General features: G+C 70.2%; 22 protein-coding genes and 1 riboswitch. Of the genes, 9 read left to right on the plus strand and 13 right to left on the minus strand.

What is annotated here, in order from left to right; genetic code table 11:
• Nucleotides 1-64 precede the first annotated feature (64 nt).
• Nucleotides 65-811, minus strand: a complete 747-nt coding sequence (locus tag H7A85_RS00495) for a sulfite exporter TauE/SafE family protein (RefSeq protein WP_182083931.1) — start codon at nucleotides 809-811, stop codon at nucleotides 65-67.
• Nucleotides 812-892: 81 nt separating this feature from the next.
• Here H7A85_RS00495 and H7A85_RS00500 point away from each other — a divergent pair, with 81 nt between their 5' ends.
• On the plus strand, nucleotides 893-1,792 hold the full coding sequence (locus tag H7A85_RS00500; RefSeq protein WP_348519687.1) for a LysR substrate-binding domain-containing protein: 900 nt from the start codon (nucleotides 893-895) through the stop codon (nucleotides 1,790-1,792).
• 92 nt (nucleotides 1,793-1,884) lie between these two features.
• Here the strand turns inward: H7A85_RS00500 and H7A85_RS00505 are convergent, their stop codons facing one another.
• From H7A85_RS00505 to H7A85_RS00540, 8 genes are all read right to left on the minus strand, one after another.
• Nucleotides 1,885-2,289 carry a hypothetical protein gene (locus tag H7A85_RS00505; protein WP_182083932.1) on the minus strand — a complete coding sequence of 135 codons (405 nt, stop codon included), beginning with the start codon at nucleotides 2,287-2,289 and terminating at the stop codon, nucleotides 1,885-1,887.
• A 195-nt stretch (nucleotides 2,290-2,484) separates the two neighbouring features.
• The gene (gene cobO, locus H7A85_RS00510) at nucleotides 2,485-3,126 is read right to left on the minus strand and encodes a cob(I)yrinic acid a,c-diamide adenosyltransferase (protein ID WP_182083933.1); all 642 of its coding nucleotides are present in this window, start codon (nucleotides 3,124-3,126) and stop codon (nucleotides 2,485-2,487) included.
• A complete protein-coding gene (gene cobN, locus H7A85_RS00515) occupies nucleotides 3,123-6,833 on the minus strand; it encodes a cobaltochelatase subunit CobN (RefSeq protein ID WP_182083934.1) in 3,711 nt (1,236 codons plus the stop codon). The genes cobO and cobN overlap by 4 nt, the downstream gene beginning before the upstream one ends.
• A gap of 1 nt (nucleotide 6,834) precedes the next feature.
• On the minus strand, nucleotides 6,835-7,914 hold the full coding sequence (gene cobW / locus H7A85_RS00520) for a cobalamin biosynthesis protein CobW (RefSeq protein ID WP_182083935.1): 1,080 nt from the start codon (nucleotides 7,912-7,914) through the stop codon (nucleotides 6,835-6,837).
• Between the two features lie 6 nt (nucleotides 7,915-7,920).
• A complete protein-coding gene (gene cobU, locus H7A85_RS00525; RefSeq protein WP_182083936.1) occupies nucleotides 7,921-8,433 on the minus strand; it encodes a bifunctional adenosylcobinamide kinase/adenosylcobinamide-phosphate guanylyltransferase in 513 nt (170 codons plus the stop codon).
• Nucleotides 8,430-9,149 (minus strand): CbtA family protein, encoded by a 720-nt coding sequence (locus H7A85_RS00530; RefSeq protein ID WP_182083937.1) that lies wholly within the window; start codon nucleotides 9,147-9,149, stop codon nucleotides 8,430-8,432. The genes cobU and H7A85_RS00530 overlap by 4 nt, the downstream gene beginning before the upstream one ends.
• Nucleotides 9,150-9,306: 157 nt before the next feature.
• Nucleotides 9,307-9,483 carry a CbtB-domain containing protein gene (locus tag H7A85_RS00535; protein WP_182083938.1) on the minus strand — a complete coding sequence of 59 codons (177 nt, stop codon included), beginning with the start codon at nucleotides 9,481-9,483 and terminating at the stop codon, nucleotides 9,307-9,309.
• 31 nt (nucleotides 9,484-9,514) lie between these two features.
• Nucleotides 9,515-9,757, minus strand: a riboswitch (cobalamin riboswitch).
• Between the two features lie 155 nt (nucleotides 9,758-9,912).
• Entirely contained in the window at nucleotides 9,913-10,830 is a 918-nt protein-coding gene (locus H7A85_RS00540; RefSeq protein ID WP_182083939.1) for an NADP-dependent oxidoreductase, read from the minus strand.
• 161 nt (nucleotides 10,831-10,991) lie between these two features.
• Between H7A85_RS00540 and H7A85_RS00545 the strand changes: the two genes are divergently transcribed.
• Both H7A85_RS00545 and H7A85_RS00550 read left to right on the plus strand, forming a co-directional pair.
• Nucleotides 10,992-11,681, plus strand: a complete 690-nt coding sequence (locus H7A85_RS00545) for a helix-turn-helix transcriptional regulator (protein ID WP_244630860.1) — start codon at nucleotides 10,992-10,994, stop codon at nucleotides 11,679-11,681.
• Between the two features lie 231 nt (nucleotides 11,682-11,912).
• Nucleotides 11,913-12,764 (plus strand): SDR family oxidoreductase, encoded by an 852-nt coding sequence (locus H7A85_RS00550; protein ID WP_182083941.1) that lies wholly within the window; start codon nucleotides 11,913-11,915, stop codon nucleotides 12,762-12,764.
• An 8-nt stretch (nucleotides 12,765-12,772) separates the two neighbouring features.
• On the opposite strand, the gene H7A85_RS00555 is transcribed toward H7A85_RS00550, so the two are convergent.
• The gene (locus tag H7A85_RS00555) at nucleotides 12,773-14,242 is read right to left on the minus strand and encodes a cobyric acid synthase (RefSeq protein WP_182084456.1); all 1,470 of its coding nucleotides are present in this window, start codon (nucleotides 14,240-14,242) and stop codon (nucleotides 12,773-12,775) included.
• A gap of 23 nt (nucleotides 14,243-14,265) precedes the next feature.
• Nucleotides 14,266-15,012, minus strand: coding sequence for a TSUP family transporter (locus H7A85_RS00560; RefSeq protein WP_182083942.1), 747 nt, complete (start codon nucleotides 15,010-15,012; stop codon nucleotides 14,266-14,268).
• 454 nt (nucleotides 15,013-15,466) lie between these two features.
• Here H7A85_RS00560 and H7A85_RS00565 point away from each other — a divergent pair, with 454 nt between their 5' ends.
• Genes H7A85_RS00565 through cobM form a run of 6 tightly spaced genes read left to right on the plus strand, consistent with a single transcriptional unit; the run spans nucleotide 15,467 to nucleotide 21,835 of the window.
• Nucleotides 15,467-16,669, plus strand: coding sequence for a sirohydrochlorin chelatase (locus H7A85_RS00565; RefSeq protein WP_182083943.1), 1,203 nt, complete (start codon nucleotides 15,467-15,469; stop codon nucleotides 16,667-16,669).
• Between the two features lie 4 nt (nucleotides 16,670-16,673).
• A complete protein-coding gene (locus H7A85_RS00570; protein ID WP_182083944.1) occupies nucleotides 16,674-17,324 on the plus strand; it encodes a precorrin-8X methylmutase in 651 nt (216 codons plus the stop codon).
• Nucleotides 17,321-18,529: a precorrin-6y C5,15-methyltransferase (decarboxylating) subunit CbiE gene (gene cbiE, locus H7A85_RS00575; RefSeq protein WP_182083945.1), complete on the plus strand. Its 1,209-nt coding sequence runs from the start codon at nucleotides 17,321-17,323 to the stop codon at nucleotides 18,527-18,529. The genes H7A85_RS00570 and cbiE overlap by 4 nt, the downstream gene beginning before the upstream one ends.
• Entirely contained in the window at nucleotides 18,526-19,257 is a 732-nt protein-coding gene (gene cobI / locus H7A85_RS00580; RefSeq protein ID WP_182083946.1) for a precorrin-2 C(20)-methyltransferase, read from the plus strand. Before cbiE ends, cobI begins: the two co-directional genes overlap by 4 nt.
• Nucleotides 19,254-21,059, plus strand: a complete 1,806-nt coding sequence (cobJ, locus tag H7A85_RS00585) for a precorrin-3B C(17)-methyltransferase (RefSeq protein WP_182083947.1) — start codon at nucleotides 19,254-19,256, stop codon at nucleotides 21,057-21,059. The genes cobI and cobJ overlap by 4 nt, the downstream gene beginning before the upstream one ends.
• Nucleotides 21,056-21,835, plus strand: a complete 780-nt coding sequence (cobM, locus tag H7A85_RS00590) for a precorrin-4 C(11)-methyltransferase (RefSeq protein ID WP_182083948.1) — start codon at nucleotides 21,056-21,058, stop codon at nucleotides 21,833-21,835. The genes cobJ and cobM overlap by 4 nt, the downstream gene beginning before the upstream one ends.
• Here the strand turns inward: cobM and H7A85_RS00595 are convergent.
• Both H7A85_RS00595 and H7A85_RS00600 read right to left on the minus strand, forming a co-directional pair.
• The gene (locus H7A85_RS00595; RefSeq protein WP_182083949.1) at nucleotides 21,824-22,561 is read right to left on the minus strand and encodes a cobalt-precorrin-6A reductase; all 738 of its coding nucleotides are present in this window, start codon (nucleotides 22,559-22,561) and stop codon (nucleotides 21,824-21,826) included. The two genes, cobM and H7A85_RS00595, sit on opposite strands and share 12 nt — an antisense overlap.
• Nucleotides 22,551-23,681 (minus strand): cobalt-precorrin-5B (C(1))-methyltransferase, encoded by a 1,131-nt coding sequence (locus H7A85_RS00600; protein ID WP_182083950.1) that lies wholly within the window; start codon nucleotides 23,679-23,681, stop codon nucleotides 22,551-22,553. Before H7A85_RS00600 ends, H7A85_RS00595 begins: the two co-directional genes overlap by 11 nt.
• Nucleotides 23,682-23,717: the final 36 nt, after the last annotated feature.

Genomic DNA, 23,717 nt, shown 5'->3' on the forward strand with positions numbered 1-23,717 from the left:
TCTCGAAGGGTCCGCTCATGTCCGAGATCAGGCTGGGGCAGACGGGTGAGACCGTCGGTTGCCGTTAGAACAAGGGCCGTGACGCCATCTCCAGTCCGAGAAGGAGCAGGAAGACCAGGAACACGCGGCGGAAGACGAGCGGACTGATCCGGGTTCGGACGAGCTGACCGACCTGCATCCCGGCGAGAGCCGGGATGACGGCTAAGACGGAGGCGAGCCAGCCGTCGCCTGCGATCGCGCCGTTCCAGCCGAGGCCGAGACCGAGTGCGATCGTCGAGACCGTGAAGGACAGGCCGAGCGCCTGGACCAGATCGTCTTTATCGAGCCCGAGGGACTGGAGATAGGGGACGGCGGGAATGACGAAGACCCCGGTTCCCCCCGTCACGATCCCCGTGATGAGGCCGACGAGGGGCGAGGCGACGCGCTCCCACCGTTCGGGGACACGAAGCGGGCGCGCGAAGAGCGTATAGACCGCGTAGACGACGAGGGCGACGCCGAGCGCGGTCGTCGTCCGCTGTGTGTCGCCTCCGGTCAGCAGTGCCGAGCCGAGGACCGTCCCCGCGACGATCGTCAGCATCATCGGCCAGAGGCGAAGCGCCAGCGCTCCGAAGCGGGGCCCCGCCAGAAGCTGCCAGACGTTCGTCACGAAGGACGGCGCGAGGAGAAGCGAGGCCGCCGCGAGCGGCGACAGGAAGGCGCCGAGCACCCCCATGGCGACGGTTGGCAGCCCCATGCCGGTGACGCCCTTGACGATCCCGGCGGCGAAGAAGGTCGCCGTGATGGCGGCGAGGAGAAGAAGGTTCTGTTCCATTCGGCCATTCCACCGATCGGGCGAGCCGGCGCAATTCGGAAGAGGCGGCGTCACCCTTCTGCTGTTCCGAAACCTCAGCCCGTGCCACGATCCGTCATGCGCTTCGATCTGCCCGACCTTCGCCTGTTCCTCGCCGTCGTGGATGCCGGGAGCATCACGCACGGAGCCGGTGCGGCGAACCTGTCCCTGGCGGCGGCGAGCGAACGGTTGCGGGACATGGAGATCGCGTCCGGCGTGCCCCTGCTCCTTCGCAACCGACGAGGCGTCGTGCCGACACGGGCGGGCGACACGCTCGCGCATCATGCCCGCCTCGTCCTGCGGCAGGTCGGCGCGATGCAGGCCGAACTCTCCGACCATGCGAAGGGGTTCCGGGGCTCGGTCCGCGTATTGGCGAACTCGGCCGCGATCGTCGGGCTGCTGCCCGAGCGTCTCGGGCCGTTCCTAGCAAGGCACCCAGGAGCGGACATCGACTTGGAGGAGCGACCGAGCCCCGACATCGCGAAGGCGGTGGCGGGTGGGCTGGCCGAGATCGGGATCGTTTCCGATGCGGTCGACACCAGCGGGCTCCGGACCTTGCCCTTCGCGATCGATCGGCTGGTTCTCGTCGCGGCCCGCGATCATCCGCTCGCTGGCGCCGATCGCGTCGCCTTCACTGAGGTCGCCGCGGAGCCGATGATCGGGTTCGAGGGGGCCCTTCAGGTGCAGCTTCGGGACCAGGCCGAGCGGGTCGGCGTGCGCCTGCGTCCGCGCGTGCTCCTTCGCACCTTCGACGGCATCGCCCGAATGGTTGCCGACGGTGCCGGGATCGCCGTCATGCCCGAGTTCGCCGCGCGTCGTGCCCGGCGCTCCGTGCCATTATCGAGCCTGCGGCTGACGGATCCATGGGCAACGCGGCGTCTCCTGCTTTGCACGGGGGAGCGGGCCGAGCTGGAGCCGTTGGCTTTGAACCTGTTTCAGCATCTGGCATCGACCGCAAGCTAGAGCCAGTCCAGATCGGCGCGGCGGATCACCGACCGCTTCGACGGCCGGTCGTCACTGTCGCGAACGTCCAAGCCTCCGGTCGATAGCGGACCTTATGCGCGCGTTCGGGGCGGCAGGGCCGCTTCCGCCTTTTGGAGAAGGCCGGCCAGCGCTTCCTGCAGGGCGTCGGCCGTGGGCACGCGCCATGCGAGCGGATGTGACCCGCCGACTTGAAACGTGTCCACGCCCACGCCTTGCCAGACCCGCGCCCGCCACCGGCCCTCGAATCGTCCCGACTCGCCCGTCTCGGAGGCGTGCAAGGTGACCGTCGCCGTCACGCGGCGGGTTTGCGAGCCGCAAGTTTGGCTTCGTTCGATCTGCACACCCCACCAGGGCCCATCCCGGCTCGAGCGGTTGGAGGCGTCGCGCACGACGCCTGTTGCGAACGGGCCCTGATCGACGCAGAGCGCGACGATCTCATCCAACTCCTTCATGCGCAGATCGAACGAACGGTTCATCGATTCGGCTTTCCCGGAAGCATGGCCCAAGGGGCGATCGAGCGGAACGCTCGAAGCGATCGTTCCCGAATGACCGGCTCGCAAGACGACGAGGGAGGCGCGGACCTGATCGCCAGGGGTCGAAGACCGACCTGGCTTTCGCACGTCGCCTCTTCCGGATCTCTCATCTCCGCCGCCGTGCGCATGGCGTCGGCCTCAGAACTCGATCCCGCGCTGCGCCTTCACGCCGGAGCGGAACGGGTGCTTGACCATTTCCATCTCGGTGACGAGGTCGGCGAACTCGATCAATTCCTCGCGCGCGTTGCGGCCGGTGACGACGACGTGCTTCATCGCCGGCTTGTGCTCTCGCAGAAACTCCACCACCTCGGCGACGTCGAGATATTCGTAGCGCAGGACGATGTTGAGCTCGTCCAAGAGAACCATCTGGTGCTCCTCGTCGAGGATCAGCGCCTTGGCGCGCTCCCAGGCTGCCCGGGCGGCCGCGATGTCGCGCTGGCGGTCCTGCGTTTCCCAGGTGAAGCCGTCGCCCATCGCCGTGATCGTCACTTCGCCGGGAAAGCGCTCCAGCGCCTGACGCTCGCCGGTGTCCCACTTGCCCTTCACGAACTGGACGATGCCGACCCGCATGCCGTTGCCGAGCGCCCGGAAGACGAGGCCGAAGGCGGCGGTGGACTTGCCCTTGCCCTTGCCCGTGTGGACGATGACGAGGCCCTTTTCCTGCGTCTTCGTCGCCAGGATCTTGTCGCGCGCCGCCTTCTTCTTCTTCATCTTCTCGGCGTGGCGGGCGTCGAGTTCTTCTTCGCTCATCTCAGCGACGAGGGCGGATTTCTCGCTCATGGGGTGGCTTCCTCCGGTTCGAGGGCAAAGGTGGCGGAGTTGGAGCGCGGGCGCCAGAGGCCGCGCCGGATGGCGTCGAGGAGCTTCGCCTTCATCTCGGCGAAGGCGGCGGGGTTGTTGGCCCGCATGAACGCCGACACCGTCTCGTCCTCGACGAAGGCAGCGTGGACGGCGTCGAAATGCCGGTCGGCGACGGCGTTGGTGGTGGCGGCGAAGGCGAAGAGATAGTCGACGCTCGCCGCGATCTCGAAGGCGCCCTTGTAGCCGTGGCGCATGACGCCGGCGATCCATTTCGGGTTGACGACGCGGGCGCGAACGACGCGGGCGATCTCCTCGTCCAGCGTGCGGATCAGCGGGCGCTCGGGGCGCGAATGGTCGGAATGATAGGTCGCGGGCGCCGCGCCGCGAAGGTGCTCCACCGCCGCGCTCATGCCGCCGTGAAACTGGTAGTAGTCGTCCGAATCCAGAAGGTCGTGCTCGCGGTTGTCCTGGGTCTGGACCACGGCTTCGAGTTGGCCAAGCCGCGCGGCGAAGGCGTCGCGCTCGGACATGCCTTCCGTGTCCGCGCCGTAGGCGTATCCGCCCCAATGGAGATAGGACTCCGCCAGATCGGCGCGCGCGTCCCAGCCGCCCTCGTCGATCAGCGCCTGCAGCCCCGCCCCGTAGGCGCCGGGCTTGGAGCCGAAGACGCGGAAGCCCGCGCGCTTCATCGCATCCGCCTCGCTCGAACCCTCGGCACGCAAGGCTTGGCCCTCCGCGCGCATGCGCGCGGCGATCGGGTTGTCCTCGGCGTCCTCGTCCAGCGCGCCGACGGCCCGCGCGGCGCGGTCGAACAGGGCGATCTGGTCGGGAAAGGCGTCGCGGAAGAAGCCGGACACGCGAAGCGTGACGTCGACGCGCGGGCGCCCGAGGGCGGCGGGCGGCAGGATCTCGAAGCCGGTGACGCGGCCCGACGCCCGGTCCCAGACCGGCCGCGCGCCGATCAGCGCGAGGGCCTGCGCGATGTCGTCGCCGCCCGTCCGCATGTTGGCCGTGCCCCAGCAGGTGAGCCCGACGCTGCGCAGCCATTCGCCGTGGTCCTGGAGATGGCGCGTCAGCAGCAGGGTGGCGGATTTCGAGCCCAGCGCCCAGGCGGTCTCGGTCGGCACGGCGCGCGTGTCGACGGAAAAGAAGTTGCGGCCCGTCGGCAGGACGCCCGGCCGCCCGCGCGTCGGCGCGCCGGACGGGCCGGGCGGCACGAAGCGACCATCGAGGCCGGCGAGAAGCCCCGCGATCTCCGCCCGCCCACAGGCCTCAATCGAGGGGCGCAGCCGCGCGTCGATCTCGGCGAGGACGGCGGCGGTGGCCGGCCAGCCCTCGCTCAAGCTCCGCTCGCCCGACACGAGCGCGGTGCTCAAAAGCTCCAGCCGCTCCACCGTGTCGCCGTGGGAGCGCCAGGGATCGGCGGTGAGGTCTTGGAGAACGGCGGGGCGCGGGACTGCCCAAGGCGCGGCGAAGTCGCAGGCGAGCGGGTCGAAGCCGTCGAGGCCGAGATCGCGAGCCAAGGCACGCAGAAGGGATTCGTCGGGCGGCTCGGTTCCGCGCGGCAGGCGGGCGAGCGCCACTGTCAGGTCGGTCAGAAGCCGGCCGTCCGGCGCGCGGCCAAAGATGTGGAGCCCGTCGCGGATCTGCATCTCCTTGAGATCGCAGAGCCAGGCGTCGAGCTTTTCGAGCGCGCTGTCGCCCGCCTCCGCCGCGTCGATCCCGGCATCGGCGCCCAAGCCGGAATCGGCGGCAAGCTCGAGGATCTGGCGCCGGAGAAGCGCGGCGCGGCGGGGATCGCCGTTTGAGGCCTCGTAGTATTCATCCACCAGCCGTTCGAGGTCGCGCGCGGGGCCGTGGCTTTCGGCGCGCGTCAAGGGCGGGGTCAGGTGGTCGACGATCACGGCCGCCGCGCGGCGCTTGGCCTGGGAGCCCTCGCCGGGGTCGTTGACGATGAACGGGTAGAGATGGGGCAGGGGGCCGAGCACGGCTTCCGGAAAGCAGCCTTCCGACAGCGCCAGCGCCTTGCCGGGCAGCCATTCCAGATTGCCGTGCTTGCCCATGTGGACGATCGCCTGCGCGCCGAAGGTTTGGCGCAGCCATGCGTAGAAGGCGAGATAGTTGTGCGGGGGCACGAGGTCGGGCGAGTGGTAGCTCGCCTTCGGGTCGATGTTGTAGCCGCGCGCCGGCTGGATGCCGACCACGACACGGCCGAAGCGCGCGAGCGGCAGGGCGAAGCCGTGCGCCGGATCGAAGAACGGATCCGTTTCCGGTGCGCCCCAGCGCTCCGTCACCGCATCGCGCACCGAAGGGGGAAGGCCTGCGAAGAAGCGGCGGTAGTCGGCGAGGGCCAGGGTTTCGCGGATCTCGCGCCCCTCCACGCCGGCGTTCGTCACCCCGCGCTGGAGATGCTCCACCAGGGCGTTACCGTCCGTGGGAAGCGCCGCGAGACCGTAGCCCTCGTCCCGCATCGCCCGCAGGACCTCCAGCGTCCCGGCCGGCGTGTCGAGGCCGACGCCGTTGCCGAGCCGGCCGTCGCGATTGGGATAGTTGGCGAGGACGACCGCGACCCGGCGCTCGGGCGCCGGCGTCGCCCGAAGCCGTGCCCAGGCGCCTGCAAGATCCGCCGCAAAGGTGATGCGCGAGGGCTCGGGCCGGTGCGCGACGATGTCGGTCTCGGTCAGTTCGTGCCATTCGCCCGCCGACTTGAAAGCGAGCGCGCGGGTGAGCACTCGCCCGTCCACCTCCGGCAGGGCGACGTTCATCGCGAGATCGCGCGCCGACAGGCCTTGGGCGGATGCCTCCCAGGCGTCTCGCGTCGAGCCGGACAGAACGCCCTGGAGCACCACGGCGCCCGCCTCGTCGAGAACGGTCGGCCGGAAGGGGCGGCCGGGCGAGGACACGGCAAAACCGGTAAGGTTGACGACGACGGCCGGCGGGCGGGGGCCGAACAGGACGCGCACGGTCTCGACGCTGACAGGGTCCTTGAGGCTCGACACGAAGACCGGGAGCGCATCCACGCCCCGCGCTTCCAGGGCGGTCGCCAGCGCCTCCACCGCCTCCGTCTGCCCGCTCTGGACGAGGGCGCGGTAGAAGACGATCGCGGCGAGCGGGCGCGCCGGATCGGGCGGGAGGCGGGAGGGGCGGTCGAGGATGCCGGCCTTCAGGAGCGGGCGCGCCTCGCCCTCCGCCGCGCGCCCGTCCGCGATGGCTTCCGCAGCCTGCAGGAACGCGTCGGCATTGGCCGCCCCACCCTCGCGCAGGAAGGCCCACAGGCGTTCGCGCTCGGGCGCGGGGAGCGTCGAGTAGCGGTCGAGCCCCGGGTCCGGCCGGTCGTCGCCCGGCAGGATCGCGAGGGGGAAGCCGAAGCGCTGGGCGGCCGAGGCCCAGGCCTCGCAGCCGTGCGGCCAATAGGCCGAACCGCCGAGAAGCCGGATCACCACCAGACGCGCGCCGGGGGCCATACGCTCCGCATGCGTATCGACCGACATCGGATGGGCGAGGCGCAGGAGGTTGGCGAGGCGCAGCGCGTCCGGCCCGAGCCCCAGCCGCGAGGCGGCGGCGGCCAGCGAGGCGAGCTCGGTGTCGGCCGCCGACAGGACGAGGATGCGCCCCGGCGTCTGCCCGAGGTCCACCGCCTCGCGCCCGTCCGCGATCGTGCCGCGCTGGAGGCTGAGGAGATGCACCCTATTCGGCCGCCTGGGACGCGGCGGGCGCGCCGAGGCCCGCGATCGCCGCACGGATTGCCGCTTCCCCGTCGTCGATCGCGTCGTGCAGGCCGATCACCACGAGGCGCGTTTCGCGCGCCTCGCCCGGACCCCAAGGCCGGTCGAAATAGGTCTCGATCCGCCCGCCGACGGCCTGGACGATGAGGCGCATCGGCTTGCCCCGAACGCAAGCGAAGCCCTTGAGGCGCAGAACGCCGTGGTCCGCGATCACCGCGCGCAAACCTTCCACGAACGCCTCGACGTTCTCGATCTCGCCCGTCTCTGCGACGAAGCTCTCGAAATCCTCGTGGTCGTGGCTGTGGCCGTCCGCATGGTGGATCTCGTGATGCGAGCGGCGGGTGGCTATGAGGTCTTCAGTGCCGGCCTTGAGGCCGAGAAGCACGTCGGCGGGCAGCTTGCCGTTCTCGGCCGAGACCACAGTGAGCTTGCGGCCCGCCTCCGCTTCGACCTGCGATTTCACCCGCGCCAGCGTGTCGGCGTCCACGAGATCCGCCTTGTTGAGGACGAGAAGGTCGGCGGCGCGGATCTGGTCCTCGAACAGCTCTTCCAGTGGGTTGTCGTGGTCGAGGCTTAGGTCGGCTTCGCGCGCGGCCTGCACCTTCTCCTCGTCGTCGGCGAAGCGCCCGGCCGCCACTGCGGCCGCGTCGATCACGGTGACGACGCCGTCGACGGTCACGCGCGCCTTGACTTCGGGCCAGTTGAAGGCGGCGACCAGCGGCTGGGGCAGGGCGAGGCCAGAGGTCTCGATGACGATGTGGTCGAGGCGGTCGGATCGCTCAAGGAGCTTTTCCATCGTCGGGATGAAGTCGTCGGCCACCGTGCAGCAGATGCAGCCGTTGGTGAGTTCGACGACGTCCTCCTCGCGGCAGGTCTCGACGCCGCACCCTTTCAGGATGTCGCCGTCGACGCCGAGATCCCCGAACTCGTTGATGACGAGCGCGATGCGCCGTCCGTCGGCGTTCTGGAGGAGGTTGCGGATCAGCGTCGTCTTGCCGGCGCCGAGGAAGCCGGTGATCACGGTCGCGGGAATCTTCTGCATGGGCGTCTAGCCTTTCAAAGTCAGGGGCAGGCCGGCGGCGACCAAGGTGACGTGTGACGCCACGGCCGCGACCCTTTGGTGGAGAAGGCCGGCATGGTCGCGAAATTCGCGCGCCATGGCGTTCTCCGGCACGATGGAAAGCCCGACCTCGCTCGACACGAGAACCACGAGGCCGGGCAGGGGCGTTGCCAGCGTTTCGAGAAGCCTGGCGAAGGCGGCTTCGACGTCGTGGCCCCCGAGCATCAAGTTGGTGAGCCACAGGGTCAGGCAGTCGCCGAGGATCGCCCGGTCCGGGGCGGCCTCGCGGTGGAGCGCCTCTGCCAAGTGCAGCGGCTCCTCGACGGTTTCCCAGGGCGGCGGGCGGCGCTCGCGGTGGAGCGCGATGCGCGCGGTCATCTCGGCGTCGAAGGCCTGCCCGCTTGCCAGGTACAGGGGGCGGAGCCCGCTTGCGAGCACCAGCCCTTCGGCGAACGCGCTCTTGCCCGAGCGCGCCCCGCCCAGAACGAAATGGAGGCTCATGCCGGCCGGGGCAGGGCGCGTCGATCCCGGTCGAGGATCAGCCCGGCGAACGCGCCGACCAGCACCCAGAACAGGACGGACAGCCCAAGCGAGGCCACGGCGAACTCCGCCGCGAGCGTCGCCGGAACGGGACTGGCGATCTCTGCGGGATGGGGCGCGCCGACGAGATGGGGCACGAGAAGCAGCGCCAGCCCCAGAAGGCGCGCGGCGGTGGATGCCTGGAACGCCAGCAAGTAAAGTCCGCCCGCCGAAAGCGCCACGGTGGCGAGCCACCAGAGCTGGCGTGCCTCAAGGTCGGCCGCCGGCATGGCGGGGAGTTCCGGGGGCAGGCCGAGCGCCGGCGCCAGCGACAGGACGGCGAAGCCCGCCAGACCCCAGAGCGCCCCGTTCGCCGCCGTGATCGGATGCCCGAGGAGAAGGCTCGCGCCCAGAAGCAGAAGCGAGAACGCGGCGCCGATCACGAGATTGGCCAGAAGCGTTCCACTGACGCGCGCGGCGTCGAAGCCCTCCGCCGCCGGCGCTCCTTCGGCATGCGCGTGGGCCGGCGACACGAGCGAGGGAAGCGACGCCGCGTGGTCGTGACCCCCGCCCTCGCCCGTTTCATAGGTTTCCGCCGCCAGGATCAGCGGCGTGGTCTTCCAGGACTGGACCGGGGTGATCACCACGCCGGCCAGGATGCCGGCCAGAAGCGCGGCGAAGAGATATCGAACGATCATGGACTCGGAATGCCCCTCGAAGGCCGCCGCGCGCGGGTGCTGCCGCTCGCGGACGCAAAGCCTTTCAAACCACGGAAGAACGTCGGGCCGGTGCCTCGGAGGAGCACTCGGCCGACGCGAAACGAACCCTGGCGGCGCTATGCCGCCCGAAGAGGGATCAGTGGCAGGGAAGGCCCATGGCGTGGCGCGCGTCGTGCGCAGCGTCGTGCAGCGCGTCGGCGCTGGCAAAGCCCGCGCCCCAAAGAAAGAAGGCGCCGAGAACGAGCGAGAAGACGGCCGCCGGCAGGCGTGCGGAAACGGGCAAGGGGGCGACGAGCGCCTTGGAACGGGTCATCGGTTCAACCTCCGTGAGGGCGGCCGGAATGGCCGCCTTGGCAACGGATGGCAGGTCTCCTGGCTCACGGGTCGTCGGCACTCCTCCTGCCTTCCCGGACGAAAACCGTCCAGTGGCGTTTCCGATGGGTGAAAACCCATCGGCGGAGGCGCCTCGCCGCTCTACAGTCGCGGGGTCGGCTGCGATACGGGCCCCGAATTCGGTCGGCCCTTCGCATTCCCTCTTAGCCCGCACCCGACACTGCCGGAGCGGGACCATCCGCCGCCCAGGATAAACGGGTTCGGCCCGCAGTCAATCGGAGCGAAGCGGCAGGTGGCCTCCTTCGCGGACTGCGACCCAGACTGGGCGGACTCCGGACACGCGCCTCGACGGCGCACGTTCGTCATCGATGCGATGGGTCTCGCATGGGATCGTCCGCCGCTCCCATGTTCACGACGCCATGTGCAGGACGATCTTGCCTCTGGGGCGACCGTTCTCCGACAGGTCCAGAGCGTCGGCGACGTTCGCCAGCGGCAGCACCTGTGCCACACGTGCCCGGATCTTGCCGGCTTCCGCCAGGTCCCGGATGGAAGCCAGTTGCGGGCCGTTCGGCTGGCACTGCACCCGCGCCACGCCCGGGCCTTTCTGGCGATCGGCGTCGCTGGGGAACGCGACGGCGGTCGCGAGGAAGCCTTCGGGCTTGAGGACGGCGAAGGCACGCTCATAAATCTCGCCGCCCACCGTATCGAACACGACATCCACGTCTCCGGCGACGTCCTCGAACCGCTGAGCGGTGTGGTCGATGAAGGCGTCCGCGCCCAGGCTGCGGACATAAGCCTCGTTCGCAGCCGATGCCATGGCGATCACATGCGCGCCCGTGGCCTTCGCGATCTGAACCGCGAGCGAGCCGACGCCGCCCGATCCGTTCGTGATCAGAAGGGACTGGCCAGGCATCAGATGGGCGACGTCGAAGAGAGCCTGCCAAGCCGTCAAGGCACCGAGCGGGATCGCGGCGGACTGGACGAAATCCAGCGTTGCGGGCTTGTGCGCGAGGTCCGCAGCCCTCGCGAGCGCATATTCGGCGAACCCGCCCGCATCGATGATGCCGAACACGTCGTCGCCGACCCGGAAATTTTCGACCCCGTCGCCGATACTTTCGACCTTGCCGGCGATCTCGCCGCCCAGATGGATGGGCAGGGTCTTTCCCATCCGCGCGCCCGCGCCGTTCCGAATCTTCCAGTCCACCGGATTCACCCCGGCAGCCTCGACCCGCACGAGCACCTCGCCCGGTCCAGGTGACGGCTGCTCGATATCCGCGAGCCGTACCACCTCGTTGCCGCCATAGGCGTCGATGACCACTGCCTTCATTGCCTTGCTCCGCTTCATCAGGCTTCGCCCGTCGATGCTCGCTGTGATAACGAAATGCGTCAGCGACGAAGCGCCAATCGTCATCGCGCAAAGGCCAAAGCGATATGCCACCGCCCTTTCGCCTTTCCCGCGGCCGCAAGCCTTGCGGCGCGGGCCTTCCCTTGCACGTTCACGACGATGCGCAACTCACCTTCGTGGTGTCGGGCGTCGTGCAGGTCCAGACAAGCGAGGGGCGGTGGTTCGTGCCGCCGCAACTCGCGGTCTGGATCCCGCCGAACGTCATGCATACGATCGAGGTCCTGACCGATGCGGAGCTCTGGCTGGTTCACTGGCAACCCACCGCGATCTCGGATTGGGCGCCGCGGAGCCTTCCCGACCGCACCTTCGCCCTGCATGTCACATCGCTTCTCGGAAGCCTTCTGAACACCGCCTTCGCCGACGATACGTCGGCGGAAAAGGCGGAACTGGTGGTGCGGCTCATGCTGCACGAACTCGTCGAGGCGCCCGACGCTCCCACGTTCCTGCCGCTTCCCTCCAGCCCGGTGGGCCGGCGCATTGCCAAGGTCGCGCTCGGCGACCCGCAGAACAGGCTGAGCGCGGCGGAAACGGCCTTTCGCGCGGCGACCTCCGTTCGCTCGATGAGCCGGCTCTTCCCGACGGAGACCGGATTGACGTTCAAGGCTTGGCGTCAGCGAGCCCGCATCATGCAGGCTATGGAACGTCTGGCACACGATCAACCGATCGCGCAGGTTTCGAGCGCCGCCGGCTTCGCCAGTACGGCCGCCTTCTCATGCGCCTTCCGACAGGTGACGGGGACGACACCCTCGGCCTTCCTGGGGCGACCGCGCTGAATGCCGGCCACAAACCGAAGGGATCTTGCCGACGATCGTCCTCACCCCTTTGCTTTCGATAAGCAGACCGTCCAGCAACCATCCTTATCCCGATACGCTGCCGGTCGGGTTGACGAAGCGCACCAGACGATACCCGAACCCGCGCCCGGCAACGCCCGTCCGCCTTCCCTCGCGCCGCCGTGCGGCTATCTCCCCGGATCCAAGCGACACTGCCCGAGGACGAGACCCGCTATGCATCATCCCGCCATCGCGCCGCTCCACACCGCCGTCGTGATCGGCGGGGCCGCCGGCATCGGGCTGGCCGCTGCGCGCCATTTCGCCAGGAACGGGCTGAAGGTCGCGATCGTCGATCGCCGGATGGAGGATCTGGCGAGCGCGCACGAGGAACTCGTCAGCCTTGCCGACGGCGAGGAAGGGCGGATCGTCGCGGCCGCCTGCGACGTCAGCGACCGGGCGGGCCTCCAGAAGACCGCCGAGCATATCGCCGAGCGGCTCGGCAAGGTGCATGTCCTCATGAACAACGCCGGCATCCAGCCGGGATCCTCGATCTTCGGGACCCAGGCCAACTGGGACGCCGTCCTGTCGATCAATCTCGGCGGCGTCGTCAACGGAACGCGTGCCTTCGGCCCCGACATGATCGCGCACGGCGAGCCGGCCTTGATCGTCAACACCGGCTCCAAGCAGGGCATCACGACGCCGCCCGGCGATCCGGCCTACAACGTCTCCAAGGCGGGGGTGAAGGCCTTCACCGAGGCGCTGGCGCACGAATTGCGGCAAACGCCGGGGCATCAGGTGTCGGCCGCGCTCCTCATTCCCGGCTTCGTCTTCACCGGGCTGACCGCCCGGGGGCGCACCGAGAAGCCCGAAGGCGCCTGGACGCCGGAGGAAACGGTCGGCTTCATGATTGAGCGCCTGGAAGCGGGCGACTTCTACATCCTCTGCCCGGACGGGGAAACCACGCGCCGGACCGACGAGAAGCGCATCCTCTGGGCCGCCGGCGACATCGTGGAAAACCGTCCGCCCCTGTCGCGCTGGCACCCCGACTGGGCCGAGCGGTTCCGCGAATACGCCGCGAAGGGCTGAAAACGGCTTCACCCCCGGCCGAGACCGGCGATCCGGGCCAGCGCCCCGATGTCGAGATGGCGCTCCAGCTCGGCCGCGATCGCATCCAAAGCCGCCTCGACGCCCGCTCGGTGCCCATAGGCCGAAGGGGACACGCCGAACCCTTCGAGAAAGCGCTCGCGCCAGGGATCGCCGGCGAAGAGGCCGTGCAGATAGGTGCCGCTGACCCGCCCGTCGGTGGAGCGCGCCCCTTCCGGCTCGCCCCCGACATGGGCGAAGGGGCGGGCCCGGTCGGCGCCCTCGCTCGATCCCATGTGGATCTCGTAGGCCTCGAAGCCGACGCCCTCCGGCGACATGGCGCGGACCTCGCTCACGCGCTTCTCCCCCGCCATCCGCGTCTCGACGTCGAGAAGCCCGAGCCCGTCGGCCTCGCGCACGTCGCCTTCGATGCCTTCGGGATCGAGAATGCGCCGGCCCAGCATCTGGTAGCCGCCGCAAAGCCCGAGGACATGGCCGCCCTGCCGGTGGTGGTCGAGGATCGCCCGGTCCCAGCCTTGCGCGCGAAGCGCGGTGAGATCGGCGATCGTGGACTTCGAGCCCGGCAGGAGAACGAGCCCGACGCCCTCGGGCCACGGCTCGCCCGGCCTGATGAAGGCGAGATGGACGCCGGGGCTGGCCATAAGCGGGTCGAGATCGTCGAAATTGGCGATATGGGGCAGGCGCGGCACGGCGACGACGAGATCGCCGGGGGCGGCCCGCCCGTTCGCCATCCGCTCCAGCGCCACCGAGTCCTCGGCCGGCAGGCGCGCGGCCGCGCCGAGCCAGGGCACGACGCCCAGACTCGGCCAGCCGGTGAAGCGTGTGACGGCGGCGAGCCCCTCGTCGAAGAGCGACGGGTCGCCCCGGAACTTGTTGATCAGGAAGCCGCGGACGGGCGCGCGATCGTCGTCCGGCAGGATGGCATGGGTGCCGACGAGGGAGGCGATCACGCCGCCCCGGTCGATGTCGCCGACCAGCACGACGGGCACGCCGGCCGCGCGCGAGAACCCCATGTTGGCGATGTCGCCGGCCCGAAGGTTGATCTCGGCGGGCGAGCCGGCGCCCTCGACGAGAACGAGATCCGCGCCTTTGCCGACCTCGGCGTAGCTTTCGAGCACCTTGGCGAGGAGCTGCGGTTTCAGGCGCTGGTAGTCGCGCCCGCGCGCCGAGCCCGCCACCCGCCCCTGCACCACGATCTGCGATCCGGTCTCGGACTGGGGTTTCAGGAGAACCGGGTTCATGTGGACGCTAGGGGCGACGCGGCAGGCGAGCGCCTGGAGCCATTGCGCGCGCCCGATCTCGCCCCATTCGCCGGTTTCGGGAATGGTGGCGACGGCCGCGTTGTTGCTCATGTTCTGCGGCTTGAACGGGCGCACCTGGAGACCGCGGTTAGCGAATAGGCGACAGAGCCCGGCCGCGAGAACGCTCTTGCCGACGTCCGACCCCGTGCCCTGCAGCATCAGCGCGGGCGGGCGCGCAGCGCTCACGACCAGAGAAGGCGCAGCGCCAGCGCGATGCACACGAGAACGAGAAGCGGGCGGATCAGCCCGGCGCCGAAGCGCATGGCGACGCCCGCCCCGGCGCGCGCGCCGAGGAACTGGGCGACCCCCATGCACAGGCCGAGCTTCCAATGGATGGAGCCGACGGTCGCGAAGACCGCGAAGCCGCCGATGTTGGAGGCCAGATTCAGGAGCTTGGTGTGCGCCGTCGCCTTGAGGACGCCGTAGCCGGCGAGCGACACGAAGGCGAGCATGAAGAACGACCCGGTGCCCGGCCCGAACAACCCGTCATAGGCGCCGATCAGCGGCACGAGGAGAAGCGCGAAGGTGCGCGGGCTCATGCGCCGCTCGCGGTCCACGTCCGACAGGCCCGGCTTCAACGCGAAGTAGATCGCGATGGCGATCAGGAGGAAGGGCAGGAGGCGCTGGAGGAATTCGAGCGGCAGGGCGGCGGCCAGAAGCGCCCCGGCTGCCGAGCCGGCGCAGGACAGGGCCGCCGCCGGCAGGAGCGGGCCGAGCTTCACATGGCCCTTGCGGGCATAGGAGATCGTCGCCGAGCTGGAGCCGAACATCGACTGCAGCTTGTTGGTGCCGAGCGCCGTCAGCGGATCGAGACCGCCCAGAAGAAGGGCGGGCACGGTGATCATGCCCCCGCCTCCGGCGATCGCGTCGATCAGTCCCGCGACGAAGGCGGCGGCGACCAGCATGAGGAAAACGGGATCGAAGTCCATGGGATGTCCGGCATCGGCAAAGGAATGCCAGCGGCATAAGCCCCCGGGCGGCGAATGTCCAAGCGCCTCGCGCGCATGGAAGCGGGGACGCACGACGACCTGGGGCCCGAGCGGGGCCGGCTGTGCGTTTCGGCTCCGCCTTTCACGCCCTGCCGGGCGACGCAAGGCCGGAGCCCCTGTTCCGCCGCCCTTTCCGGCATCTGCGCGGACGACTATGGGCACGCTCTATCGGCGCCGGAATGTCGAGCCCCGACCATGCCGACCGGCGTCCCGTCCGGCCCGCCCGGTTTGACGCGGCGGCCCGGCTCGGGCATGACGCTTGCGCCTGACGGTGCCCGAACGGGCTCTCGAAACGATTTTGCGATGCTCCGACCCAAGCCGGGGGACGCGCGCGAAAACTGTCGGAACGATTCGCCGCCGGGTGTCCCGCGGCGCCTCCTCCGGCGCGATAAGGATGGAGGACGCCTTGGTGAAGGCCTTGATGCTGTGCGGCCATGGCAGCCGCGATCGCGGCGCGGTGGAGGAATTCCGGGGTCTGGCCGAAAAGATGGCCCGGCGCCTGCCCGACTGGGCGGTGGACTACGGCTATCTCGAATTCGCGACCCCGATCATCCGTGAAGGGCTCGACGCCCTGCGAGACAAGGGCGCGCGCGAGATCCTGGCGCTGCCCGGCATGCTGTTTGCCGCCGGCCATGCCAAGAACGACATACCCTCCGTTCTCAACACCTACGCCGCCGGCTCGGACGTTTCGATCACCTACGGGCGCGAGCTCGGCATCGACCCGAAGATGATCCGCGCCGCGGGGACACGCATCCGCGAGGCGTTGCGGGCGGACGGCTGGCGCGACGGCGAGCCGCTGCACGACACGATGCTGGTGGTGGTCGGGCGCGGGGCGTCCGACCCGGACGCCAATTCCAACGTCGCCAAGGTGATGCGTCTTCTTTGGGAAGGGCTCGGCTTCGGCTGGGGCGAGACGGCCTATTCCGGCGTCACCTTTCCCCTGGTGGAGCCGGGCCTCGCCCACGCCGCCCGGCTCGGCTACCGGCGCATCGTCGTGTTTCCCTATTTCCTCTTCACCGGCATTTTGGTGGACCGGATCTATGCCGGCGTCGACAAGGCGGCCGCCGCCCATCCGGGTATCCGCTTCCTGAAGGCGGGGTATCTCGGCGCCCACGACCTCGTGGTGGAAACCTTCGTGGACCGGCTGGAGGAGATTCTCCAGGGCACCAACGTGATGAACTGCCAGATGTGCAAGTATCGCGAGCAGGTGCTCGGCTTCGAGACCGAGGTCGGCCTGCCCCAGGAAAGCCACCACCACCACGTCGAAGGCATCGGCACTGGGCCGGCGGCGGGCGAGGGCGTGCACGACCACGGCGAGCATGGGCATTCTCATGAACACCCGCATCATCACCATGGGCACAATGGACACGAACATCATGGACACGAACATCATGGCCATGAGCACCGGCCCCATGGGGACCACCATCACGACGGTGGCCACCACCATGGCGAAGACGGGCACCACCATCACCACAAGCACGGCGCGCATGGGGATCACGCACATTCCCACGACCACGGGCATTCGCACGGCCACACCCATCATCCCTATCCGCATGCCGACCACCCGCTGGGTCCGCGCACGCTGAAGGGGCACTGACACCTTGCCCGTCCCCGCGTACCTGCGCGATCCCGACGCGATCTACGAGGCGAGCTTCCGCACCATCCGCGAGGAGGGCGCCGCCGCGCTCGCGCGGCTGGAGGCGGACGCGCACGACCTCGCCATCCGCATCGCCCATGCCTGCGGCATGGTGGACGCGATCGAGGATCTCGAAATCTCCCCCGATGCGGTGGCGGTGGGACGCGCGGCTCTTGCGAGTGGTGCGCCGATCCTGGTGGATGCACAGATGGTGGCGCACGGGATCGTCGGCGCGCGCCTGCCGCGAAACAACGCCGTGGTTTGCCGGCTTAACGAGCCGGACATTCCTGAGCGTGCAAGGGCCCTTGCCACCACCCGTTCCGCCGCGCAGGTCGATCTCTGGGACGCCGATCTGGCGGGCGCCGTGGTGGCGATCGGCAACGCCCCGACCGCCCTGTTCCGCCTCCTCGAACGGCTGGACGAGGGCGCGCCGAAACCTGCCGTGATCCTTGGCTTCCCCGTCGGCTTCGTCGGCGCCGCCGAATCCAAGGTGGAACTGGCCGCCAACCCGCGTGCTGTCCCCTTCGCGACGCTGCATGGCAGGCGCGGAGGCAGCGCGGTCGCCGCCGCCGCCGTCAACGCGCTCGCCGCCGGTCTGCAAGGCGCGCCGGCATGACGCCCTGGCTCCATGTGATCGGGATCGGAGACGGCGGGCTCGGGGGCCTGACGCCGGAGCAATCCGCGATTCTGACTCGGGCGGAAATCGTCTTCGGCGGCGCGCGCCATCTCGCGATGCTGCCCGAAGGCCATCCCGCCGAGCGCCGCCCCTGGCGCTCGCCCTTCGCCGAATCCGCACCGGATATCCTCGCCGCGCGGGGCCGGCCGTCCGCAGTTCTCGCGACCGGCGACCCATCCTGGTTCGGGCCGGCGAAATGGCTGGCGAGTGTTCTCGACCCGTCCGAATTCCGCGTCCTTGCCTCGCCGTCCGCCTTTTCGCTCGCCGCCGCCCGTCTCGGCTGGGCGCTGGAGGACGTGCGGTGCCTGTCCGTCCACGGTCGCCCGCTCGGCGCTGTGGCGCCCGAGCTTCGCGATGGGGCGCGGCTTCTGATCCTGTCGGAAGACGGATCGTCCCCCGCCGCGCTCGCTGCGCTTCTGGCCGCTCGCGGCTTCGGCCCGAGCCGGCTCCACGTCCTGGAGCATCTGGGCGGCGCGGCCGAGCGCGTGCGCGCGGCGGAGGCGGCCAGCTTCGATCTTCAAGGCATCGCCGCCCTCAACACGGTCGCCGTCGAATGTCGGCTTGGCGATGGTGCGCGCGTCTATTCCAGCGTCCCCGGCCTGCCCGACGCCGCCTTTCGGCACGACGGCAAGATGACCAAGCGCACGCTACGCGCGCTGGCGCTTGCCGCGCTCGAACCCATGCCGGGCTCGCTTCTCTGGGATGTCGGCGCTGGTTCCGGCTCGATCTCGGTGGAATGGCTGCGCGCCGTGCCGGGCGCCCGCGCGGTCGCCATCGAGCCGAACCCCGCGCGCCGCGCGCTGATCGCCGAGAACGTCGCGGCCCTCAACGTCCACGGGATCGAACTCGTCGAAGCGCCCGCCCCACAAGCCTTCGACGGCCTTCCCCCGCCGGACGCCGTGTTCATCGGCGGCGGGCTGACGGACGGCGTCTTCGTGACGGCCTTCAATGCCCTGAAGCCGGGCGGGCGCCTCGTCGCCCATGCCGTGACGCTGGAATCGGAGGCGATCCTCCTTCATCTCCACGAGGTGCACGGCGGCGAGCTCCTGCGCGTGTCCACCGCGACGGCCGAGCCCGTCGGCCCTTATCGCGGCTGGCGCCCCGCCATGCCCGTCACTCACTGGCACCTCACCAAACGCGCATGACCGGCACGCTCTACGGCATCGGCCTCGGGCCGGGCGATCCCGAACTCCTGACGGTGAAGGCCGCGCGCCTGATCGGCGCGGCGGATGTCGTCGCCTATCCGCTCGCGGAAGGATCCCCAAGCCTCGCCCGCACCATTGCCGCGCCGTATCTCACCGGCCGAGCCGAGGAGATCGCGATCCCGCTCTGCATGTCGGCCGACCGGGCGCCGGGGCAGGGCGCCTACGACGAGGCGGCTCCGCTCATTGCCGCCCATCTCGAAGCCGGCCGCGACGTCGCGGTCTTATGCGAGGGCGACCCGTTCTTCTACGGCTCGTTTCTCCAGCTCTTCGCGCGTCTCGGGCGAAGCTTCCCGACCGAGATCGTGCCGGGCGTCTCCTCCGTCATGGCCGCCGCCGCCAAGGCCAAGGCGCCGCTCGTCGCCCGCTCCGATCGCTTCGTCGTTCTGCCCGCCACTTTGCCGGACGAGGTGCTGCGCAGCGCCCTTCTAGCCTGCGAGGGCGCCGCGATCCTCAAGCTCGGCCGCCACTTTCCGCGCATCAAGGCGCTTCTCGCCGAGATGGGCCTTCTCCATGGCGCGATCTATGCCGAGCGCGTCGACCAGCCGGGCGAGCGCATCCTGCCGCTCACTGAATCGGGGCCGAGCGCTCCCTATTTCGCGCTGATCCTCCTGTATCGCGGCACCGAACCGGCGATCGCGAGCACCCGAACCACGAGCATGGCCTTATGAGCGCCCCCGCGATCCTTTGTCTCGGCCCCGCCGCCCTGCCGCTTGCGCGCCGGCTGGCCGATCATCTCGGCGGCGAGGTCCACGGCACCGCGCGCGTCTCCGGCGCCGATGTCACGGTCGCCGATACGGGCGCCCATCTTCGCGACCTGTTCGCGGAAGGCCGCCCTATCGTCGCCCTGATGGCGACCGGCGCGCTGATCCGCATCCTGGCGCCGCTTCTCGCCGACAAGCGCGCCGAGCCGCCGGTCCTCGCGATCGCCGAGGACGGCTCGGCCGTGGTGCCCTTTCTCGGCGGCCATCACGGCGCCAACGATCTCGCCCGGCGCATCGGTGCGCTTCTCGGCACGCCCGCCGCCGTCACCACCGCCGGAGACCTGCGCTTCGGCGTCGCGCTGGACGACCCGCCGGCCGGCTTCGCCCTTCAGAACTCGGAAGATGCCAAGCCCGTCATGGCCGAGCTTCTGGCCGGCGAATATGCCTGGGTCGAGGGCGAGGCGGATTGGCTGATGGCGTCCGCGATCCCGCTCTCCGACGACGGGCGGGTAACGCTGCGCGTCTCGGACGTCGCCGGCGAGCCCGGTCCGCTCGAACTCCTGTATCGCCCGCAAACGCTGGTGCTGGGCCTCGGCGCCGAGCGCGGCGCGCCGCCGGCGGAAGCCATCGCTCTGGCGGAGGAGGCGCTCACCCAAGCCGGCCTCAGCCCGCTTTCGGTGGCCTGCGTCGCCTCGCTGGACCTCAAGGCCGACGAGCCTGCGGTTCATGCCGTCGCCGCTCGATTTCAGGTGCCTGCCCGCTTCTTCGACGCCGCCCGGCTTGAATGCGAAGCGCCCCGCCTCGCCAACCCGTCCGAGGTGGTGTTCCGCGAAACCGGCTGCCACGGCGTTGCCGAAGGCGCGGCGCTCGCCGCCGTCGGCGAGGAGGGGGCGCTGGTTCTGCCGAAGCGCAAGTCGGCCCGCGCGACGGTCGCCATCGCGAAGGCCCCTCGTCCGGTGGACCCGGAGACGGTCGGCCGCGCGCGCGGCCGCCTCTTCGTCGTCGGCATCGGGCCGGGCGCCGCGCATTGGCGCTCGCCCGAAGTCTCCCGCATGGTGGGCGAAGCCACCGATCTCGTCGGCTATTCGCTCTATCTCGACCTCCTCGGACCCCTCGCGAAGGGCAAGGCGCGCCACGACTTCGACCTCGGCGCGGAGGAGGCGCGGGTGCGCTTCGCCATGGAACTCGCCGCAAAAGGCCGCGACGTCGCCCTCGTCTGCTCGGGGGATGCGGGCATCTACGCCATGGCGACGCTGGTGTTCGAGCTGATGGAGCGCGGCGACATCACGGACGGCGCGCGCCGCATCGCCGTCGAGGTGTCGCCCGGCATCTCGGCGCTCCAGGCGGCGGCCGCGCGCGTCGGCGCCCCGCTCGGCCACGACTTCTGCACGATCTCGCTCTCCGACCTCCTGACCCCTTGGGAGGACATCCAGCGCCGCGTGCGCGCGGCGGCGGAGGGTGACTTCGTGATCGCCTTCTACAATCCCGTTTCGCGCCGCCGCCGCACCCAGCTCGCCTTCGCGCGCGACGTTCTTCTCCAGCATCGCCCGGCGCAAACGCCCGTGGTGATCGCCGCCAATCTCGGGCGCGAAGGGGAAAGCGTTCGCGTGGTCGAACTGGCTGCGCTCGACGTCGACGAGGTCGACATGCTCACCGTCGTGATCGTCGGCTCCTCCAACACGCGCAGCTTCACCAGCGGCGAGGGGCGCACCTTCGCCTATACGCCGCGCGGCTACGCGGCCAAGCCAGGAACGGGGATCGGCTCGTGACGGTTCACTTCATCGGCGCCGGACCCGGCGCGCCCGACCTCATCACCCTGCGCGGTCTTCGCCTGATCGAGCGCTGCCCGGTCTGCCTTTATGCCGGCTCGCTGGTGCCGGAGGAGATCGTGCGTTCGGCCCCCAGCAGCGCCCGCGTCCTCGACACCGCGCCGATGCATCTCGACGAGATCGTCGCCGAAATGGAAGCCGCTCATAGGGCGGGCCTTGACGTCGCGCGCGTCCATTCGGGCGATCCGTCGATCTACGGCGCGACAGCCGAGCAGATGCGGCGTCTCGATGCGCTCGCCATTCCCTACGACGTGACGCCCGGCGTTCCAGCCTTCGCCGCCGCCGCCGCCGCGCTGAAGCAGGAACTGACGATCCCCGAGGTCTGCCAGACGATCGTCGTCACCCGCACGGCGATGAAGTCCTCCTCCATGCCGCCCGGCGAGGATCTGGCGACGCTGGGCATGAGCGGTGCGACGCTTGCCATCCACCTGTCGATCCGCAACCTCGCCCATATCGAGCGCGAGCTGTCGCCCCTGGCGGCCTACGGCCCGGACTGTCCGGTGATCGTCGCCTACCGCGTCGGCTGGCCGGACGAGGCCTTCATCCGCGCGACGCTCTCGACCGTCGCCGCCGAGGTGCGCCGGGCGAAGCTGACGCGCACCGCGCTCCTCTTCGTCGGGCGCGCGCTGAGCGCACAAGGCTTCGTCGATTCCAAGCTCTACGACGCCGCCCACCCCCATATCCTGCGCCCGGCGGCGAGGAAGTCAGCCGGCTAACCACGCCAACGCCTCATCCACGCTCGCCGCCAGCGGCCCGGGCGGGGCGGGGGGGCGGTCGATCAGCACCACGGGGAGCCTGAGTTCGCGCGCGGCGGCGATCTTGGCGTAGGACCTCGTGCCGCCCGAGTTGCGGCACAGGAGATGGGTGATGCCGAGGTTGCGGAACAGGTCCGCCTCCGCTTCCCTGCTGCCCGGCTTGCCGAGGATGACGCGGGCCGGAAAGGGCAGCGCCTCAGGCGCGTCCACCATGCGCAAGGCGATGGCGAGATCGGGCCGGTGGCGGAACGGGGCGATGTGCTGCGCGCCGAGCGCCAGGAACGGCCGGCTGCCCGCCGGCAGCGCGTCGCGCGCCGCGCCGAGGCACGACACGCGCACCCAGCGGTCGCCCGGAACGGGCTCCCAGGGAGGGCGCCACAGCGCGAGGCGCGGAACGCCCGCTTGCGTGGCGGCTTCTGCGGCGTTGCGCGACATGCCGACGGCGAACGGGTGGGTGGCGTCCAGGATCCGGGTGAACTTCTCCCGTTTCAGGAACGAGACCAACCCGGCCGCGCCGCCGAACCCACCGATGCGCGTTTCGACGCCCTCCAGTAGGTCCGGCGCGCGGGTCCGCCCGGCCAGCGACAGGACGAGCCGACCCCGATGTTTCACGTGAAACCTTTTGGCAAGGATTGCGGCCTCGGCCGTGCCGCCGAGAAGGAGAACGGCCGGCGGATCACTCGGCACGGGCGATCACCTCGCCGCTCCGGTCGGTCACCACGACCTCGATCCGGCAGGGCGCCTTGCCCACCGCCTCCCGTGCGGTTTCGAGCGCGCCCGTCGCCACCGAGGCGGCGAGGTCGATGCCCCGTTCCGAGGCGATGTCCAGCACCTCCTTGGCCGTGTTGGCTCCAAGGATGCGGGCTTCGAGCGTGCCCGCCGCCGCCGCGTCGATGGAGCGCACGCGCTCCAGCAGGAAGGCGAGGTCCACCTGGCTTCGGCCGGAGTGGAGGTCGAGCGAGCCTTGCGCGAGCTTGGTGAACTTGGCGAAACCGCCGGCGAGCGTCAGGTGCGGCACCGGGTGCCGGCGCAGATATTTGAGGACGCCGCCCGCGAAGTCGCCCATGTCGAGATAGGCGATCTCAGGCAAGGCGGGGTAGAGCCGGCGCGCCGCCGCCTCGCTCGCCGATCCCGTCGCCCCGACGACGCGGGAAAGGCGGCAAGCGCGCGCCACGTCGATGCCGCGATGGATGGAGTGGATCCAGGCCGAGCAGGAGAAGGGATGGACGATCCCGGTGGTGCCGAGGATCGACAGCCCGCCGAGAATGCCGAGGCGCGGGTTCCAGGTGAGCGCCGCCAGCCGCTCGCCGTCCGCGACCTCGATCGCGATCTCGACGTCGGGGGTGAGCCCGTGCTCGGCGCACAGCGCCTCCACCACCTCGCGCATCATCGCGCGCGGCACCGGATTGATCGCGGGCTCGCCGGGCGGGATCGGCAGGCCGGGCTTCGTCACCGTGCCGACGCCTGGCCCGGCTTGGAATACGATGCCAGACCCCGCCGCGCCGAAGCGCACGCGCGCCCCGATCTCGGCCAGATGCGTCACGTCCGGGTCGTCGCCCGCGTCCTTGACGATGGCGGCAAAGGCTTGGGGTCCGTCGAGGCGCGTGCGGTTCAGGGCGAAGGCTGGTGTCTCGCCTTTGGGCAGGCGGATCGTCACCGGGTCTTCGAACCGGCCGGTCAGAAGGGCGCCGAGCGCCGCCTTCGTGGCGGCGGTCGCGCAGGCGCCCGTGGTCCAGCCGCGCCGGAGCGGCACGCCGTCACGCGCCTCCTGCGATTTGGTCCGGCGCTGCCCGAGATCGACACCCATGAAGGGGCTTATAGAGGGGCGTGATCCGTGCGAAAA

Source organism: Aureimonas sp. ME7 (assembly GCF_903970965.1).
Classification (GTDB): Bacteria; Pseudomonadota; Alphaproteobacteria; order Rhizobiales; family Rhizobiaceae; genus Aureimonas.